We start from the raw sequence: 16,417 nt of genomic DNA, 5'->3' as shown, positions 1-16,417 counted from the left end.
GCCGTCTCCAGGCGCGGACGGCGGATGGAGCCGCCTGTACCGCCGATCCCCCTCAGCTTCCAAAAGAGCCTCCGATCGTTCTCTTGCATTCGTTGCCTAATCTCCCACCAGCATGAATCCGGTGACGAAAGAGAGTACGGCGGCGTGCACGATGATCACTCCGATGGGGGCCGCCGGATGCCGCGGCGTATGTCCTCCTCGTCGAGGACGATCCCAACATCTTGGAACTGCTGACCGCCTCACTTGAACTGAGCGGCTATGCGACCCGGGGAGCGACCGAAGCCGGGGCGGCCCTGGTCGCGCTTTCCGCTTTCACTCCCGATATCGCCGTCGTCGACATCATGCTGCCGGGCCGCAGCGGGCTGGACCTCATCTCGGATCTGCGCGGTGTACTGCCCGATCTGCCCGTACTGCTGTTGACGGCCCGCGGCTCAGTCGACGATCGCGTGGCGGGACTGCGGGCGGGTGCCGACGACTACGTCACCAAACCCTTCAGCCTGGACGAGGTGCTGCTGCGGCTCAAGGCCATCCTCAGGCGCGTCGGCGCGCAACGCGAGGAGTCACGACTGCGCTACGCCGATCTGGAACTCTCCGAGGAGGCCCACGAGGCGTGGCGCGGCGGCACGCCGATCCAGCTGTCGCGCACCGAACTGGCGCTGCTGCGCTACCTGATGCTCAACGAGGGCCGGATCCTCAGCGAGGCCCAGATCCTCGACCGAGTGTGGGGTGGGGACTCCAGCGACACACGGGTGGTGGAGACCTACATCAGCTACCTGCGGCGCAAGATCGACAGCGGCCGCACCCCGCTGATCCACACGGTCTGGGGCGTGGGCTACACGCTGCTATTGAATCGGGGAGAAGGCCGATGAGGCGGCGTAATTGGAGGCTGCTGCCCAGGGGGCTGGGATGGCGCCTGACCGCGGTCACCCTGGGGCTGACGACAGTATGCCTGCTGCTGTTCGGAGGTGCGGGAACGCTGCTGCTGCACAGGTCGCTGACGCAGGAGGTCGACGCCCGGCTGCACACGTTGCTCGCCGGGCCCTTCCTCGAGGGGCCGCCGCCCGACGCAGAGGCTCGTTCGGTACCGTTTCCCACCGATCTGCGCACGTTGACCGTCGACGCCGACGGCGAGGTTGTCGACGTGGTCGGTCGGACCAGTTCCGATACCGCCATCCCCGACGTCTCCGCCATGAGCGTGGGGCAGTTGCGTGAGCGGGCCGGGCGTCCGTTCACAGTGCCCGGTATCTACGGGGAGAGCCGGTGGCGGGTGGTGACCTCGCCCCAGGACGACGGGACGGTGCAGGTGGCCGCCCAGTCGCTGGAGGATGTCGACGGTACGCTGAGGCAGCTGACGCTGATCGAGATCAGGGTCGGGTTGGTCGTGCTGATTCTGCTGGGGTTCGCGGCGGTGGCCACGGTCCGGTTGCAGCTTCGGCCGCTGCACGAGATCGAGGCCACCGCTCAGGGCATCGCCGAGGGCAACCTCGACCGCCGGATCCCCGATCAGGACCCCGCCACCGAGGCCGGCCGCCTGGGCGCCGCGTTGAACGCGATGCTCTCGGGCCTGTCGCGGGCCATGCTGGAGCGGGGCCGGTCGGTGGCCGTGACGCGGCGCTTCGTCGCCGACGCCTCCCACGAGTTGCGGACCCCTCTGTCCTCCATCCGTGGGTTCGCCGAGCTGTACCGGCAGGGCCGCGCCCAGGGCGTGGTGGCGGAGGATCCCCGCGCCGACCGCTGGATGTCGCGGATCGAGGAGGAAGCGGGACGCATGGCCGGCCTGGTCGAGGACCTACTGCTGCTCGCCCGCTTCGACGAGGCACCGATGCTGGACCGCACCGACATCGAATTGGGTGAGATCGCCGAACAGGTGGCCGCGGGTGTGCGGGTGCGCACCCGCGAGACGCGCATCGATGTGGAGGTGCCCGCGCCGGTGCACGCGGTGGGTGACGCGGAGCGGATGCGCCAGGTACTGGAGAACCTCGTCGGTAACGCTGTCACGCACACACCGCCGGGCACTCCGGTAGGCATATCCGTCCGGCGATCGGCCGCCGCGCCGCCCGCGGGTGCCGCCTCGATCGGCGCACTTCCGGCGGGTACTGCCGAGGCCGCCGTCGTCGTGGTGCGCGATCAAGGGCCCGGTATACCCGAGGAGCGAGTGACGCACCTCTTCGAGCGCTTCTACCGGGTGGATGAGTCGTGCTCGCGCGGGGGAGCGGGTCTGGGACTGTCCATCAGCGCGTCCTTCGTCATCGCCCACGGCGGTTTCATCACGGTCGACTCCGCCCCTGGGCGGGGCACGGCCTTCACGCTCGCCATTCCGGCAGGCGGGTAGCTGTCAACGCGGAGGAGCCTCGGCGGGCGCCTCCCCTTCCCTGTTTCTCCCGCTTCTTCGGCGTCCTCCTGCCGCGGGGGTATCGGTCTCGGAGAGCTTCTTCTCCGGTGGGAAGAACGCGGGGATGACGCCGATGAGGAAGACCGGTACCAGGTAGCCGTAGATCGGGGCCAAGGCGTTCTGGTAAGCGGCGACCACGGCGTCCTGGAGCGGACCTGGTAGGGAGTGGACGAGGGCCGGGCGCTCAGTTGGTCGGCGAGCCGGTGGGCGAAGACTGTGCCCACTGAGGCCGGCCCGCCGGACGAACATCGCGATGGCCAAAGGCTGCTGCACACCGGGAATGACCCGGGTGGGAACGTCGGGCTGCATCCCCTCAGGGCTTACGCCGTCCGAGTAGGTCGTGCGCAGATAGCGCCGCATCCCCTTGAAATCGGGGCCCGTGAGGCTAGCCCCCGCTCGGCTGATGTGCGCTCCAACACGGCCCCGCCGCTGCGTCGCGCGGTCATGGGGCGGTGCTATGGCGCTGCGGCGCCCTGAACCGGGCCCGCCTTCACAGGTTTCTCCTACACATTCCTCAGGGTTGTGCCACACCTCGTCCCTAACGTGCTGCTCCAGTACCCCGCAGACCCTTCGCTCCGGCAGGGCCGGGGTGAGTAGCCGCAGGCACCGCGATCCGAAGGCAGATGCTTCCATGTTCTTCACTTATCTGAGGCGTGAGCTGGCCAACCGCCGGAAGCAGTCCATACTCGTCGCCGCTGGCATGGCTCTGGCTATCACGCTCGTGATGGTCGTGAACAGTCTGTCGGCGGGCGTCGAGAACGCGCAGGAGAGCACCCTGGAGGCGGTCTACGGCGTCGGCACCGACATCACCGTCTCCCAGGAAGCTTCGGCGCCCGCCGAAGGCGGCGATGGCGGCGGCGGTGGGCCGGGGATGTTCGAGTTCGGCTCCGGCGAGGGGACGAGCGAGGACGGGCGCACCAGTCTCGCCGAGTCCCAGCTGACCACCGCGCCGGGAACCGCCACCTTCGACGCCGCCGAGCTGGAGAAAGTGCTCGGCGTGGACGGCGTCGAGCGCGCCGCGGCCACCCTCTCGCTGAACAACACCACCTTCCAGGGCGAGATGCCCGACATGTCGCAGAGCCAGGACCAGGGTCAGGGGGGCCCACCGACCGGAGGCGGCGGCGAGGGCGGCAGTTCCTTCGACGTCGGCTCCTTCTCCGTGCTGGGGCTGGACCCCGGGAAGTCCTCGGTGGGCCCGATGTCGGCGGTCGAAGTCGCCGACGGGCGCTCACTGACGGAGGACGACGCCGGCAAGAAGAAGGCCGTTGTCGACTCCGACTATGCGACCGACTCCGAACTCGTCACCGGCGACACCCTGGAGATCGGCGGTGAGGAGTTCGAGATAGTCGGGCTGGTCTCCTCGACCTCGGCCACCGGCGAAAGCACGACCGACGTCTACGTCCCCCTCGGCACCGCCCAGCAGCTTGCCGACCTGGACAGCGAGGTCAGCGACATCTACGTGCAGGCCGCCTCGTCAACGGCGATTGACCAGGTCAGCGCGGGCATCGAGGAGGAGTTGCCCGACACAGAGGTCAACACCCAGCAGGAGCTGGCCTCCACTGTTTCGGGATCGCTGGCCACGGCCTCCTCCCTGCTGTCGCAACTCGGTACCTGGCTGTCGGTGATCGTGCTGGCCGCGGCGTTCCTGATCGCTGCGCTGCTGACCGGCTCGGGTGTGGCGCGGCGGACCCGCGAGTTCGGCACGCTCAAGGCCCTGGGCTGGTCCAACGGCCGGGTGGTGCGCCAGGTCGCCGGCGAGTCGGTGGTGCAGTCGCTGATCGGCGGCGTGGTCGGCGCGGCCGTCGGCGTCGCGGGTGTGCTGGCCGTCAACGCCGCGGAGCTCACACTCACCTCGGATACCTCGGGCGGCGGGGCCGGGCAGGGCCCCGGCGGTGCGGACAGCCCCGACGGTGCCGGCAGCGGCACGGTCTTGGATCCCGGCGGGGGCAGGGGGGCCATGCCCGATCAGGGCGGCGGCCAGACCTCCGACATCGTTCTCACCGCGCCGATCTCCGTGCAGCTGATCGTCGTGGCGATAGCGCTGGCGGCTCTCGGCGGGCTTCTCGCCGGGGCATTCGGCGGCTGGCGCGCGTCCCGGCTGCGCCCGGCCGAAGCGCTGCGGTCCCTGGCCTGATCCGAACCTACCTGTCGAAGGAGTCCGACGTGTACACACTCACCGGTCTGGTGAAGAACTACCAGCAATCCCGGGGCACCGTACGCGCCCTGCGCAACGTCGACCTGACCATCCCCAAGGGGCAGTTGGTCGCCGTCCAAGGGCCCACGGGCGGCGGCAAGTCGACTCTCCTGCAGATGCTCGGCGCCCTGGATCGGCCGACCTCGGGCGAGATCAGGCTGGACGACACCGTCCTGTCCGCGGCGGGCGGGCGCAGTCTCGCCCGGCTCCGGGCGGAGCGACTCGGGTTCGTCTTCCAGAACTTCAACCTGATCCCGAGGCTGTCGGCGGTGGAGAATGTCGAGACGGCGCTGGCGCCCCTGGGCACGGGCGGTGCCGAGCGCCGCAGGCGCGCCGAGGGGGCGCTGGCCGACGTGGGGTTGGCGGAGCGCGTCGCGCACCTTCCCTCCGAGCTTTCGGGCGGCCAGCAGCAGCGCGTGGCCATCGCCCGCGCCCTTGTCAAGGATCCCGAGGTGCTGGAGCTGCTGGAGCACCTGTGGCGGGAACGGGGGCTGGCCCTCGTCCTGGTCACGCACGACTCGGCGGTGGCCGACCGCGCTGAGCGGCACCTGCACATCCAGCGGGGCCAGGTCTCGGAACGGTCCGGATCGCGGGGTGCGGCGCCGCGCGCGGCCTTCCCGGCCCCGCCGGGATCCTAGCGGGCGCCGGCGCGGTCCCGGCGAAAACCTCGCACGCCTGCGTCAGGAGAGCTGGTTTTCACGCCATTGTCAACCTTGTCAACATGGACTTCCTCCCGAGCGCAGTTGGGGGCGATAGGGACGCGTTGATCTGCGGTGAGCTTCGAGCCGAAGGCGTCGACGCTTCTCCGCGGTGGGCAAGGCGGCTCCCAACCCCGTCCACGATGTGTTCTCACCGTCCTGTTTCCTTGCTCGCCTTCCAGGCGGGGCCCGATCGAACCGCGGGGCCACGCCGTGCCTGATAGACGCCGGTGCGTGCGAGGGCGGGAAACCGCCCGGAAGCGGCCAGCTGGATCGCGGTGTGGGTCAGGGTGTGGCTCTTTCCAGCTCCCGAGGGCCCACCAGCTGAGCCTGGCCGCGCCGTCCGTACAGTCGCGCTTCGCGGGCCCGGTCCACCTGCGGAGCCAGCGCCGCTACCAGGTGCTCGACCGCCTCCCACGACAACTCGTGGGTGTTGAGGAGTAGCGGCGCGGTCGTGGTCAGCGGCGGAGGCAGCGGCACCGTCCCCGACACCAGAGGATGGTTCGGCCCCAGTACTTCTCCGGCGTCATACCCGGTGTCCTCGGTGCTGCTCATGACACTCCTGCTGCGTCTTCGCCGCCGCTTTGGATATGGCCTGGGGGATACATGCAGGGCTCTAACGTCCCTCTACGACAGCAGGGGATGACGGCCGGTTCCGCCCTTCAACGATCATGAATAAAGAATGCCCGGAATCCCAAACGTGTCGGAGGTCAACTGGTTCCGTTCGGCACGGCGGTGGTGTAAGCACCAGGGTCCGGACCAGGGCTGCTACTCGTAGCGTGATCCGGGCTGATACGTCGACCGGCTTCACCGTCAGCGGATGCTGCACGGCCGTCGGCATGGCACGCGTGTAGCTAGTCGGTTATGCTATTCCAATGAATAGTGGAACAGATGTTCGGGAGGCGGGTCGCGCCGAGTTGTGGGGCGAGTTCGCCCGGGTCGGTAAGGCGCTGGGCAGTCCCACCCGCTTGCAGATGCTCGACCTGCTGGCCCAAGGCCAGCGCTCGGTGGAGTCGCTGGCCCAGATCCTGGGGCTGGGTGTCTCCACCACCTCGGCGCACCTGCAGACCCTCAAACGCGCCCAACTAGTGCGCACCCACCGTGTGAAGAACCATGTCTTCTACGCGCTGGCCGGCGACGACGTCGCCGCCCTGCTCTCGCTGGTGCAGCGGGTCGCCGGCACCCATCTGGCCGAGGTCGAACGGGCCTGGCACCACTTCGCCGGCCCTGGCCAGGGCGAGGTGGAGGAGGTCGATCGCGCCGAGTTGCTGGCCCGCCTCGATGAGGGCAGCGCTCTGGTGCTGGATGTGCGGCCCGAGGCCGAGTTCGCCGCGGGCCACCTGCCCGGGGCGGTGTCGATTCCCGTCGATGAGCTGACCCGGCGCCTGGACGAGGTGCCCGAGGATGCCGACATCGTGGCCTACTGTCGCGGCGACTACTGCGTGATGGCGGTGGACGCGGTGCGCGTCCTGCGCTCCCACGGACGCCGCGCCTACCGCCTCAACGAAGGCCTGCTGGAGTGGCGCGCCTCCGGGCACCCCGTCCACACCGCCTCCGCATAACCCCCCAGGACACTCACGCCGACCTGCCGCGCCACGGAAGGAAAGCCGCACATGGCCGCCACCACCTCGGATGCCCGCAGCGCGGGCGCCGTTCCCGGCGCGCTGCAGCGCCGCACCTTGATCACCGTGGCCGCCGCCCAGGTCCTGGGCGGTGCCGGTCTGGCCGCAGGAGTCACCGTCGGCGCGCTGCTGGCCCAGGACATGCTGGAGACCAGCAGCCTGGCCGGGCTGCCCGCCGCCCTGTTCACCCTGGGCTCGGCCGGGGCCGCGTTCCTGGTGGGCCGGATCTCCCACAGCCGGGGTCGGCGCCCGGGTCTCGTCGCGGGCTATGCCGCCGGCGCCGCGGGCGGTGCGGGGGTGGTGGCCGCGGCGGCCCTGGACAGCATCGGGCTGTTCTTCGCCGCGCTGCTGGTCTACGGCGCGGGCACTGCCACCAACCTGCAGGCCCGCTACGCCGGAGCCGACCTGGCCGCTCCGCACCGGCGGGGGCGCGCGATCAGTACCGTTCTGGTCGCCACGACCCTGGGAGCGGTGGCCGGCCCCAACCTTACCGAGGCCACTCAGGGCCTCGGATACATCGTCGGGGCGCCCGCCCTGGCCGGTCCGTTCGTGCTGGCCGCGGCCGCCTATGGCCTGGCCGCGCTCGTCCTGTGGGGGTTCCTGCGCCCCGACCCGCTGCTGCACGCCCGCAACATGGCTCTCACACCCGCCGCCGCGGGAGTGCCCGCGGGTGCCGGCGCGTCCGAGGCCGCACCCGCGTCCCCGAGGCCCGTGCCGGGGCGTTTCAACCCGGGTATCGCGCTGGGCGGGGCCGCGATGGTGCTCACCCAGATCGTGATGCTGGCCATCATGACCATGACTCCGATCCACATGCAGGCCCACGGCCACGGCTTGGGTGCCACCGGGCTGGTCATCGCCGTGCACGTCGCCTTCATGTACCTGCCCTCGCCCCTCACCGGCGTCCTGGTGGACCGCCTCGGCCGCAAACCTGTGCTGGTCGCTGCGGGTGTGACCCTGCTCGCCGCCGGTCTGGTGGCCGCCACCGGCCCGGTCACGTCGGTGGCCGTGCTCGCGACCGCGCTGGCCCTGCTAGGGCTCGGCTGGAACTTCGGCCTTCTCGCCGGAACCGCGATGGTCACCGACGCCGCCGCCCTGGCTACCCGGGCCCGCACCCAGGGCGCGGTGGACGTGGGCGTGGCCCTGGCCGGCGCGAGCGGCGGAATCCTCAGCGGCGTGGTGGTCGCCGCCGCGGGGTTCCCCGCCCTGGCCGTCGGCGGGGGTGTCCTCGCCCTGGCGATCGTGCCCTTCGCCGCCCGCCGCGCCCGCCGCCCGGCAGGCTGACGCGGCCCTGTACCGGTGGTCCATCCGCCACCATTCGCGAGGAGTCCACCATGACCACCGGTCCAGACCCGGATCTGGCCGAGCAGCAGCGCACGCACTGGCAGCACACCTATACCGACCATCCGCGCATGTACGGCCACGCCCCCTCGTCCCCGGCCGTGCACGCCGCCGCGGTCTTCGCCGACGCGGGGGCACAGGATGTGCTGGAGCTGGGTGCGGGCCACGGCCGCGACGCCCTGCACTTCTCCCGCGCGGGCTTTCGTGTCACCGCCACCGACGTCAGCCAGAGCGGCCTGGCCCAGCTCCAACAGGACGCCGAGGCCCAACAGCTCACCGGTCGGCTGGCGACCATGGCCCACGACGTCCGCGACTCCCTGCCGCTGGCTTCGGCGAGCGTGGACGGGGTGTTCGCGCACATGCTGCTGTGCATGGCGCTGTCGACAACCCAGATCACCGCCCTGGTCGCCGAGGTGGCCCGCGTGCTTCGCCCCGGCGGTACCTTCGTCTACACCGTCCGCCACACCGGCGATGCCCACTACGGCGCCGGGACCTCCCACGGCGACGACATCTTCGAACACGGCGGATTCGCCGTGCACTTCTTCTCCCGGGAGCTGGTCGAGCGCCTCGCCCGCGGCTGGGAGCTCGACGAGGTCCATGCCTTCGAGGAGGGCGATTTGCCGCGCCGCCTCTGGCGCATCACCCAGCGTCGCCCCCGGTGAGCGGCGCCGCGCCGTTGCCCGGCGCCGATGCGGTCGTCGACGGCACCGGGCTGGTCTGTGTGGTGCTGCTGATCCGGCTGCGCGACCGCATCGCCGGCCTGCCCGCGGGCACCGTCGTGCATGTGACCACCACCGACCCGGCCGCTCCGCTGGATCTTCCCGCCTGGTGCCACCTGACCGGCCACACCTATCTCGGTGCGGCCGAAACCGGTGCCGGCCTGGTCCACGCCGTGCGCGTCAGCGCCGCCCCTCGCCCGACCCGCCCCGATCGGCCCTGGCATCTCGGTAGGTGATGCTGACGAGCCCACGTATCAGTATTCGCCGTCATAGTCGGCTATGCGCTGCGTTCGGGAAGTAGGGACCCGGATCGGTGGAAGGGGCGGTATGGCGGAGATCGGAGAGGAAACCGTTCACGACCCGTTGCAGAGGTTGATGAAGTCGGGCCGACGCAAGGGCAGACGAGAGCGCCCTGAGGATCAACCCCGCGGTCTGGGGTTCGCCTTCTACGGTCGGACATCGACGACACGGTCCAGGACCGGGAGTCCTCGCGGGGGTGGCAGCGTGAGGCGGCCGAGGCGGTGATCGCCGGGCGCGGTGCGGTCGCGGCGGGGTCCAGCGGCGGCAGGGCGTAGGTGTGGTCGCTCAGGCCCGCGACGGCGCCGCACAGCCGCGGCAGGCCCGCGGTGCTCTGGGTGTGGGAGCCGGCGGTGGGGAACCAGATGACGCGCGCCCCGGCGGCCAGCGCCGCGGTGTCGCCGTCGTGGCGCTCCTCCACCGGCAGCACGGCCTCCCGGACGAAGCGACGCGTGGCTTCGGCAAGCTCCCGGGCACGCTGCGTGTGCCGCATCCCGATGGCCATCCCCGCCCCGTACCGATCGAACGCTCGGTCCGCCGCATCAGCGGCACACGCCGCGGTCGCGGTGTCAACGGTCCCGAAGTGGTTGTGCGGCGCCGACGCGCACGGCGGCACCGGCCCGGGGCCCGCCCGCGGTCGGTCAGGACGGGCCGGACACCGTGCTCGGGGCCTGGGCCTTCGCCTCCTGGATCAGGGTGAACACCCGGGTGCGCAGCTCGGCGTAGCGCGGCAGGCTCTTGGTGTCCACCTGGTCCCGCGGGTGGGGAAGATCGACCACGATGTCCTCGCGCACGCTCGTCGGCGCGCCGGAGAGCACGATCACCCGATCGGCCAGGTACACCGCCTCGTCGATGTCGTGGGTGACGAACAGGATCGTGGTGTCGTACTCCCGGCGGAGCTGCAGCACCAGGTCTTCCAGCTCGATGCGGGTCTGGGCGTCGACCGCCGCGAACGGCTCGTCCATCAGCAGCACATCCGGCCGGTAGGCCAGCCCGCGTGCGATCGCCGCCCGCTGCTGCATGCCTCCGGACATCTGCCACGGGTACAGCTTCGCCTTGCCGCCCAGACCGACCGACTCCAGGGCCTCTGCGCAGCGCACCTCCCGTTCGGCCCGGGTGGACTTGGTGCGCAGCGGCAGGTCGACGTTGCGGCCCACGGTCATCCACGGCAGCAGCGAGCGGCTGTAGTCCTGGAAGACCACGGCCATCCTGGCGGGGGGTTCGACGACGGGCTCGCCCTCGAACTCGATGGTCCCGCCCGAGGCCGCCAGCAGCCCGGCGACACAGCGCAGCAGCGTCGTCTTGCCCGACCCTGAAGGCCCGACCACGCAGACGAACTCGGCGGGGGAGACCTCGAAGGACACGTCGGCGAGCACCGGTGCGGCGTCCGCGCCGCCGTAGCGCTTGCTCAGGTGGGAGACGCGCAGCAGGGGGCCGTGATCAGTGGTGAGGGTCATCCGTTCAGTTCCTTTCCGGTGGTGGCGTGCATCCCGATCTGCCAGGCCAGCACGCGCCGTTCGACCTGGACGAAGGCCAAGGAGGCCAGATAGCCGAGCGCTCCCAGCAGCAGCGTGCCCGCCCAGGTCTCAGGCACCTGGAAGGTCTGCTGGGACAGCAGGACGTAGTAGCCGATGCCGTTGGTGGAGGCCACCATCTCCGAGACGACGACCAGGATGATGGACAGTTGCAGGCTGACCCGCAGGCCGGCGAAGATCTGCGGGCCGGCGCTGGGCAGGATCACCGAGCGGATGCGCTGGGCCCGGGTGAGCCGGTAGGAGCGGGCCATGTCCCTGAGCTGCTCGTCGAGGCTGCGGACCCCGTCGATGGTGTTGAGCAGCGTCGGCCAGACCGCGCCCATGACGATGATGAACACGTTCATCGACGGCCCGATGCCGATCACTAGGATGCCGAACGGCACCAGCACCGGCCCGGGAACCGAACGCAGGAACAACACGATGGGGCCCACCGCGGCCCGCGCCATGGGGGCCATCCCCAGGAGCAGCCCCAGGCCCACGCCGAGCACCGCGGACAGTGCGAATCCGGTGAGGAGCTTGCCGAGGCTGGGCAGGAGGTCGGAGCCGATCCGCGCGCCGAGCCAGTCGCGGGCGAAGACCTCGACGATGTGCTGCAGGGAGGGGAAGTACAGCGAGTCGCTGTCCCAGGTGGCCACCCACCACACGGCGACCACGAGCACGGGCAGCCACGCGCGCAGCGCCACCCGCCGCAGCACCTGCAGGGCACGGTCGCTGGGCATCAGGACTCCTCTCGCTGGGACGGGTGCCAGAACAGCAAGGACCGCTCGGCCAGGCGGAAGATCAGGTTGATCGCCATGCCCAGAACGCCGGCGGTGAGGATGTAGGCGTACATCGTGGGCATCAGGCCGTTGGCCTGGGACACGGTGATGGTCTGCCCCAACCCGTCGGCGCCGCCGACGAGTTCGGTCACCACCGCGACGATCACGGCGAGTGAGGCCGAGATCCGCATCCCCGTCAGCGCGAAGGGCAGCAGGCTGGGGATGTGGACGCGGGCGACCGTCTGCCACCATCCGAGCCGGTAGGAGCGGGCCATTTCCAAGGCCACGCCGCTGGTCTGCCGCAGGCCGTAGAGCATCTGGGTCAGGAACGGCCACAGCGCGCCGAAGGTCACCAGCGCGATCTTCATGGTCGCTGCGGGGCCCCACAGCAGCAGCCCCAGCGGGATCAGGGCGATGGGCGGGATGGGCTTGAGGAACTCGACGAGGAACCACGTCGACTCCTCGACCGCCCGCACCAGGCCGATCAGCAGCGCAAGGCCGGTGCCGATGGCGATGACGAGGCCGAGTCCGGCGAGGGCGCCGGAGACGGTATGCCAGAGGTCGGCCCAGTAGTCGCCCGTGGCGGCAAGGCGCGCCATCTCGGCCAGCACCGCGCCGGCCCCCGGAATGACCGAGGTGTCCAGCACCCCGCTGCGGGCCAGCAGCTCCCAGGCGACGAAGACGCCGAGTACGGCGAGCACGCCCGGCCACACGGCCTCCCCGTTCCTGGCGGGGCGGATGCCGCGCCGCCGTTCGGGCGCCGGGCGGGGCCGATCGGCAACAGCCGTCGAACGCTCAGTCATCGTGAATCACCGCACCCGCGTCGATGGGCTCCTCCAGGAGGCCGTTCGTCAGCATCACGTCGCCCACCTGCGCGATCCCGTCGGCAGAGAGGTCAGTGCCGTACTCGGGCAGCCGTATGCCCCCCGCGATGTCGGGGTCCATGCCGCCGTACTCGGCGAGGACCTCGGCGACCAGCTCCGGCTCCTCCACGGCGCGGGCGCCGGCGCCGTTCACCGCGCGGACGAACCGTTCGACCACCTCGGGATTGGTCTCGATGAACGGCAGGGCGGTGAAGTACAGCGTGGTGGTCGACTCCGGGGCGAACGCGGCCGAGTACAGGCCGGCGAGGATGGTGTTGCCGGCGGCCTCGCTCTGGGAAAGGAAGGGCTCGGTCAGTGCCGCCGCGTCCACGCGGCCATTGGCCACCGCGCTGCCCATGTCGGCGAACGGGACGGAGACGAAGGTGACCGCGCCGGGGTCACCGCCGTCCTCCCGAATGGCCTGCATGGCGGCCACGTAGGGCAGGGCTCCGAGTCCATTGACGGCGACCTTCCGACCTTCCAGGTCACGCGGCTGGGTCACCGGGCTGTCCTCGGCCACGACCAGGGCTGTCTCGTCGTCGTCCGGCGGGGAGTTCACGGTGGCGTTGGCGATCGCGCGCAGCGGCAGCCCTTCGCTGATGGCGGAGATGAAGGGGGAGGTGGCCGCGGTGCCGATCTGGAGCTGGCCGTTGAGCACCGACGGGGCGACCGCCGCGGCGTTGTCCATCATCTGCAGCTCGACTTCGAGCCCTTCGCGCTCGAAGTATCCCTCCTCGATCGCGATGTACAGCGGGGCGAAAGAGGCCGTGGGGACGACCCCGATCCTGATCACATCGCCTTCCTCGATCTCGATGGCGCTGCCCTGCCCCACCCCGCAGGCGGTCAGGGCGAGCAGGAGGGCGACCGCTGCCGCCGCCCGCGCCGAGTGGCGGCGTCGGGTCCGGCGGCCGGCGCCCGGCGCGGGGGGCCTTGGTGGGTGGTGTGGTCGACTCATCTTCCTCTCCTCGTCGGCCGGGGTGCGGCGCAGCACCGGGGGCACTCGGGCGCGGGGCGCCCGCCCGTCCGCCCGAGCGGTCGGCCTGGGGGTATACGGCGCGGCACGGACCGCGGCGGCGCGGGACGCGCACCGGCGACGACGCGCGGGTCTCGCCCTGGCATCCGCACCTCCCGCTGTCGGCTTCGGCGCAGGTCCGGTCCGTTGTGGTGCGCCGTGGCTGGCAGACATCGTGAACCAGATCACTCGGCGCTGGTCGACTGGTTTCCGGTGAACGGAAAACTCCGTTCCCCTTCCGGGAGGCGGGCGGCACGCTGTTCGTCGTATCCCGACGGGGCGGGAGCCGCCGCCTCCACTCGACCCGCCCGCGACGCGGAGGAGAAACCGCCACGATGATCAGGCATACCGGCATGGAGGTCATCACCCTGGGCGTTGCGGCCGGGCCCGCGCTGCGCACCGAGGAGGCGGGCATCAGCACCGCCGTGGTGGTCGACGGCGCCTACTACCTCGTCGACTTCGGGCTCGGATGCACCCGCGCCGCGCACACCGCCGGGCTTCGCGGCCGGGACCTGCGCGCCGCCTTCGTCACCCACCTCCATTCCGACCACGTTGCAGAGCTGTCGGCCTACCTGCTGTGGAACTGGGGGGCGGCGGTCGACGGCTTCACGTCCCCGGTGGCGATCCACGGGCCGTCCGCGGACCCGTGGACGGACTCCGGAGCCGCCGGGGGCACCGAACGGCTCGTCGGCTCGCTGTTCGACGCCTTCGGCTACGACATCGCGATCCGCACCAGCGACGAGGGCCGCCCGCCACTGGGCGGGCTGGTCTCGGCCCACGACATCCGCACGCCGGGCGACGCGGCGGCGGCACGGCCCGTGCCCGTCTACCGCGACGACCGCGTGGAGGTCACCGCGGTTCTGGTGCAGCACCCGCCGGTGTTCCCCGCCTACGCCTTCCGGTTCGACACCGACCACGGATCGGTGACCCTCTCCGGGGACACCGCCGAAAGCGACACCCTCGCCGCCCTCGCCGAGGGCACCGACCTGCTGGTGCACGAGGCGGTGGCCCTGGACTACTACCGCGACCGCGGGTTCGGCGCCGCCTTCCTGCACCACCAGGAGCGGTCCCACACCTCCCCGGACGGGGCGGGCCGGGTGGCGGCCAAGTCCGGCGCCCGGCGCCTGGTGCTGTCCCACTTGGCGGGGGTGGCGCCGGACGAGTACTGGCGCGCCGCGGCGGCCTCGATGTTCCCCGGACCGGTGACGGTCGCCCGCAGCGGGCTGCGCTTCCCTGTTCCGGCCCGGAAGGGTTAGGGCCTGCGGGGCAGGGCGCGGCCGCGCGCCCGGAAACCTCCGCAGGGCAGGAATCGGGGCGGCACCTATTCGGCCAGGCTCTCGTGGCCGTACCCGGCGGCCAGCCGCACCTGGCGGGCGATTCCCCGCGCGGCGATCTGCAGCACCGGCACCAGGGGGCGCGGGTTCACCCTGTTGCCCACGATCACGACCCCGAGCGCCGCGAACACTGTGCCGTCGTGCCCCGCCACCGGGATGGCGAGGCCCGAGGTGCCGGGCGCGACCTCCTCGACGGTCGTGGCGTAGCCGTGGCGGCGGACCAGGACCAGCTCCCGCCGTAGGGACTCCGCGCCGACCAGGGTGTTCCGGGTGTAGCGGTGCGGGGCGCGCAGCGCGCGGTCGACGACGTCGGGCCGGGCGTGGGCGAGCAGCACCTTGCCTCCCGCGGTGGCGTGCGGCCCCACGTGGTCGCCGACCCGCAGCACAGCGGGGCCCACCTGCGTGCTGCTGATGCGTTCCAACAGCAGCGCCTGGTCGCCGTCCAGCACGAACAGGTTGACCACGTTCTTGGTCACCTGCAGCACGTCCTGCATGAACGGGTTGGCGATCTCGCTCAGATCACGGTGCACGGGCGCCAGCAGCCCTAGGTACCAGATCCGATGGCCGATCCGGTACCGGCCGTCGACCTTGGTCAACGCCCCCCACGCCACGAGCTCCCCGACGAGCCGATGGCAGGTGGCCACCGGCAGGTCGGCGCGACGGGCCAGCGCGCTCAGGGTCAGCGCCACGTGGTCGGTGTCGAACGCGGCCAGCAACCGCAGGGCGCGCTGCGTCACCGACCTGGATTCGCCGCGGTCACGACCGGTCTCCATCGCTCGCCTCTCCACGCGCCGAGGGCTCTGGTACGGCAACGTCCCAGGTCGCCCCGGACTCGGTGGTCGACGATACCGGCCGGATGCACGCGCGGCAGGACCGCGGCGCCCCCGCTGCCGCATGCGACCGGAGTGCTACGCCGGCGGCGCCCCCCACGGTGGCGCGGGCGAGGGTGAGGTAGCGGCGCACGACCTCCTCGGGGGCGAGTGGGCCGTCGGGGCGGTACCAGGTGGCCACGGCCACGCACATCGTGGTGACGACCCGGCTGGCCTCCGCGGGGTAGGGGGTGGCGAAGGCGCCCGCGGCGGCCGACCCGACCCTGTGGTCCCGGGTCATCCACGCCTGGCCGAGCTTCGCGCTCATGGGCGCCTACGAGTTGTTCATGCGCGAGTTCCGCATCGACGCCCACAGCGTACGCACGGCGAACGCAAACGATGTGCAATCCGCGCTCACGGACGAGGATGAGCCCGCTACCGAGTCGGCGTCGGCCGGTCAGCCCGAGGTCGAGCACACTCCCGAGCCCGGTCTGGGGAGCCGCCCGCGGCCCCGCGTGGTTGAGGTGGCCGACGAAGTCGCATCATCCGTCACCACGGAGACCGCTCGACCATCAGAGGCGATACCGAGGATCCAACTCGAAGTGTGGCGGTGGACTCTGGATAACCGCCATGAGGACGGTTACCTGCCCACCGGCCGCGAGATCGCAGCTCGCTTCTCTCATAAAGAGCGCTGGGGTCGGTTGATCAAGCAGGGGGAATCCAGGGACGCTTCGACCAAACCTCGGTTACGGCGGCGAGCCAAGCGACGGCAGCTCGGCTCATCCTGACGCTGCTATCAAGGCGTAGGGCGCGTCTGCGCCCTCGGTGGTGAGGGCGCATTGGTTG

At 71.1% G+C, this 16,417-nt stretch carries 17 protein-coding genes and 1 pseudogene; 10 read left to right on the top strand and 8 right to left on the bottom strand.

The window, feature by feature from the left end; genetic code table 11:
* Positions 1–179 precede the first annotated feature (179 nt).
* Both F4561_RS17930 and F4561_RS17925 read left to right on the top strand, forming a co-directional pair.
* Positions 180–869 (top strand): annotated as a pseudogene (locus F4561_RS17930) (response regulator transcription factor); the annotation flags it as partial.
* Positions 866–2,332, top strand: a complete 1,467-nt coding sequence (locus F4561_RS17925; protein ID WP_184580530.1) for a sensor histidine kinase — start codon at positions 866–868, stop codon at positions 2,330–2,332. The pseudogene F4561_RS17930 and the gene F4561_RS17925, both read left to right, overlap by 4 nt.
* A 3-nt stretch (positions 2,333–2,335) precedes the next feature.
* On the opposite strand, the gene F4561_RS17920 is transcribed toward F4561_RS17925, so the two are convergent.
* Positions 2,336–2,752: a hypothetical protein gene (locus F4561_RS17920; RefSeq protein WP_184580528.1), complete on the bottom strand. Its 417-nt coding sequence runs from the start codon at positions 2,750–2,752 to the stop codon at positions 2,336–2,338.
* Between the two features lie 43 nt (positions 2,753–2,795).
* Between F4561_RS17920 and F4561_RS17915 the strand changes: the two genes are divergently transcribed.
* A complete protein-coding gene (locus F4561_RS17915) occupies positions 2,796–4,526 on the top strand; it encodes an ABC transporter permease (RefSeq protein WP_376773666.1) in 1,731 nt (576 codons plus the stop codon).
* 29 nt (positions 4,527–4,555) lie between these two features.
* Positions 4,556–5,224, top strand: a complete 669-nt coding sequence (locus F4561_RS17910) for an ABC transporter ATP-binding protein (protein ID WP_184580524.1) — start codon at positions 4,556–4,558, stop codon at positions 5,222–5,224.
* 345 nt (positions 5,225–5,569) lie between these two features.
* Here the strand turns inward: F4561_RS17910 and F4561_RS17905 are convergent, their stop codons facing one another.
* A complete protein-coding gene (locus F4561_RS17905) occupies positions 5,570–5,839 on the bottom strand; it encodes a hypothetical protein (protein ID WP_184580522.1) in 270 nt (89 codons plus the stop codon).
* 320 nt (positions 5,840–6,159) lie between these two features.
* Between F4561_RS17905 and F4561_RS17900 the strand changes: the two genes are divergently transcribed.
* Genes F4561_RS17900 through F4561_RS17885 form a run of 4 tightly spaced genes read left to right on the top strand, consistent with a single transcriptional unit; the run spans position 6,160 to position 9,199 of the window.
* Positions 6,160–6,846, top strand: a complete 687-nt coding sequence (locus tag F4561_RS17900) for an ArsR/SmtB family transcription factor (protein ID WP_184580521.1) — start codon at positions 6,160–6,162, stop codon at positions 6,844–6,846.
* Positions 6,847–6,897: 51 nt separating this feature from the next.
* Entirely contained in the window at positions 6,898–8,187 is a 1,290-nt protein-coding gene (locus F4561_RS17895) for an MFS transporter (protein ID WP_184580520.1), read from the top strand.
* A 50-nt stretch (positions 8,188–8,237) separates the two neighbouring features.
* Positions 8,238–8,906 carry a class I SAM-dependent methyltransferase gene (locus F4561_RS17890; RefSeq protein WP_184580519.1) on the top strand — a complete coding sequence of 223 codons (669 nt, stop codon included), beginning with the start codon at positions 8,238–8,240 and terminating at the stop codon, positions 8,904–8,906.
* Positions 8,903–9,199, top strand: a complete 297-nt coding sequence (locus F4561_RS17885; protein ID WP_184580518.1) for a sulfurtransferase TusA family protein — start codon at positions 8,903–8,905, stop codon at positions 9,197–9,199. Before F4561_RS17890 ends, F4561_RS17885 begins: the two co-directional genes overlap by 4 nt.
* Positions 9,200–9,901: 702 nt before the next feature.
* On the opposite strand, the gene F4561_RS17880 is transcribed toward F4561_RS17885, so the two are convergent.
* The 4 genes from F4561_RS17880 to F4561_RS17865 are packed head-to-tail and all read right to left on the bottom strand — an operon-like array spanning position 9,902 to position 13,371.
* Entirely contained in the window at positions 9,902–10,717 is an 816-nt protein-coding gene (locus F4561_RS17880; protein ID WP_184580517.1) for an ABC transporter ATP-binding protein, read from the bottom strand.
* Positions 10,714–11,514, bottom strand: a complete 801-nt coding sequence (locus F4561_RS17875; RefSeq protein ID WP_184580516.1) for an ABC transporter permease — start codon at positions 11,512–11,514, stop codon at positions 10,714–10,716. The genes F4561_RS17880 and F4561_RS17875 overlap by 4 nt, the downstream gene beginning before the upstream one ends.
* Positions 11,514–12,356 carry an ABC transporter permease gene (locus F4561_RS17870; RefSeq protein WP_184580515.1) on the bottom strand — a complete coding sequence of 281 codons (843 nt, stop codon included), beginning with the start codon at positions 12,354–12,356 and terminating at the stop codon, positions 11,514–11,516. The genes F4561_RS17875 and F4561_RS17870 overlap by 1 nt, the downstream gene beginning before the upstream one ends.
* Positions 12,349–13,371, bottom strand: coding sequence for an ABC transporter substrate-binding protein (locus tag F4561_RS17865; protein WP_184580513.1), 1,023 nt, complete (start codon positions 13,369–13,371; stop codon positions 12,349–12,351). Before F4561_RS17865 ends, F4561_RS17870 begins: the two co-directional genes overlap by 8 nt.
* Positions 13,372–13,763: 392 nt before the next feature.
* On the opposite strand from F4561_RS17865, the gene F4561_RS17860 reads away from it, so the two are divergent.
* On the top strand, positions 13,764–14,684 hold the full coding sequence (locus F4561_RS17860) for an MBL fold metallo-hydrolase (protein ID WP_184580511.1): 921 nt from the start codon (positions 13,764–13,766) through the stop codon (positions 14,682–14,684).
* Positions 14,685–14,749: 65 nt separating this feature from the next.
* Here F4561_RS17860 and F4561_RS17855 read toward each other — a convergent pair whose 3' ends face one another.
* Complete coding sequence (locus F4561_RS17855; protein ID WP_184580509.1) at positions 14,750–15,535, bottom strand: IclR family transcriptional regulator; 786 nt, start codon at positions 15,533–15,535, stop codon at positions 14,750–14,752.
* On the bottom strand, positions 15,519–15,899 hold the full coding sequence (locus F4561_RS17850; RefSeq protein WP_184580507.1) for a TetR-type transcription factor C-terminal domain-containing protein: 381 nt from the start codon (positions 15,897–15,899) through the stop codon (positions 15,519–15,521). The genes F4561_RS17855 and F4561_RS17850 overlap by 17 nt, the downstream gene beginning before the upstream one ends.
* Between F4561_RS17850 and F4561_RS17845 the strand changes: the two genes are divergently transcribed.
* Positions 15,898–16,359, top strand: a complete 462-nt coding sequence (locus F4561_RS17845) for a hypothetical protein (RefSeq protein ID WP_184580504.1) — start codon at positions 15,898–15,900, stop codon at positions 16,357–16,359. The genes F4561_RS17850 and F4561_RS17845 overlap by 2 nt on opposite strands.
* Positions 16,360–16,417: the final 58 nt, after the last annotated feature.

Origin of the sequence: Lipingzhangella halophila, assembly GCF_014203805.1 — a bacterium.
Lineage (GTDB): Bacteria > Actinomycetota > Actinomycetes > Streptosporangiales > Streptosporangiaceae > Lipingzhangella > Lipingzhangella halophila.
This window is presented reverse-complemented; position numbering and strand designations above follow the sequence as displayed.

What these genes read in the sequence shown, in the direction of transcription:
- F4561_RS17925 (WP_184580530.1), top strand. Translation starts at nt 866, where the DNA reads ATGAGGCGGCGTAATTGGAGGCTGCTGCCCAGGGGGCTGGGATGGCGC.
- F4561_RS17920 (WP_184580528.1), bottom strand. Translation starts at nt 2,752, where the DNA reads ATGCGGCGCTATCTGCGCACGACCTACTCGGACGGCGTAAGCCCTGAG.
- F4561_RS17915 (WP_376773666.1), top strand. Translation starts at nt 2,796, where the DNA reads ATGTGCGCTCCAACACGGCCCCGCCGCTGCGTCGCGCGGTCATGGGGC.
- F4561_RS17905 (WP_184580522.1), bottom strand. Translation starts at nt 5,839, where the DNA reads ATGAGCAGCACCGAGGACACCGGGTATGACGCCGGAGAAGTACTGGGG.
- F4561_RS17900 (WP_184580521.1), top strand. Translation starts at nt 6,160, where the DNA reads ATGAATAGTGGAACAGATGTTCGGGAGGCGGGTCGCGCCGAGTTGTGG.
- F4561_RS17895 (WP_184580520.1), top strand. Translation starts at nt 6,898, where the DNA reads ATGGCCGCCACCACCTCGGATGCCCGCAGCGCGGGCGCCGTTCCCGGC.
- F4561_RS17890 (WP_184580519.1), top strand. Translation starts at nt 8,238, where the DNA reads ATGACCACCGGTCCAGACCCGGATCTGGCCGAGCAGCAGCGCACGCAC.
- F4561_RS17880 (WP_184580517.1), bottom strand. Translation starts at nt 10,717, where the DNA reads ATGACCCTCACCACTGATCACGGCCCCCTGCTGCGCGTCTCCCACCTG.
- F4561_RS17875 (WP_184580516.1), bottom strand. Translation starts at nt 11,514, where the DNA reads ATGCCCAGCGACCGTGCCCTGCAGGTGCTGCGGCGGGTGGCGCTGCGC.
- F4561_RS17870 (WP_184580515.1), bottom strand. Translation starts at nt 12,356, where the DNA reads ATGACTGAGCGTTCGACGGCTGTTGCCGATCGGCCCCGCCCGGCGCCC.
- F4561_RS17865 (WP_184580513.1), bottom strand. Translation starts at nt 13,371, where the DNA reads ATGAGTCGACCACACCACCCACCAAGGCCCCCCGCGCCGGGCGCCGGC.
- F4561_RS17860 (WP_184580511.1), top strand. Translation starts at nt 13,764, where the DNA reads ATGATCAGGCATACCGGCATGGAGGTCATCACCCTGGGCGTTGCGGCC.
- F4561_RS17855 (WP_184580509.1), bottom strand. Translation starts at nt 15,535, where the DNA reads ATGGAGACCGGTCGTGACCGCGGCGAATCCAGGTCGGTGACGCAGCGC.
- F4561_RS17845 (WP_184580504.1), top strand. Translation starts at nt 15,898, where the DNA reads ATGGGCGCCTACGAGTTGTTCATGCGCGAGTTCCGCATCGACGCCCAC.
- F4561_RS17850 (WP_184580507.1), bottom strand. Translation starts at nt 15,899, where the DNA reads ATGAGCGCGAAGCTCGGCCAGGCGTGGATGACCCGGGACCACAGGGTC.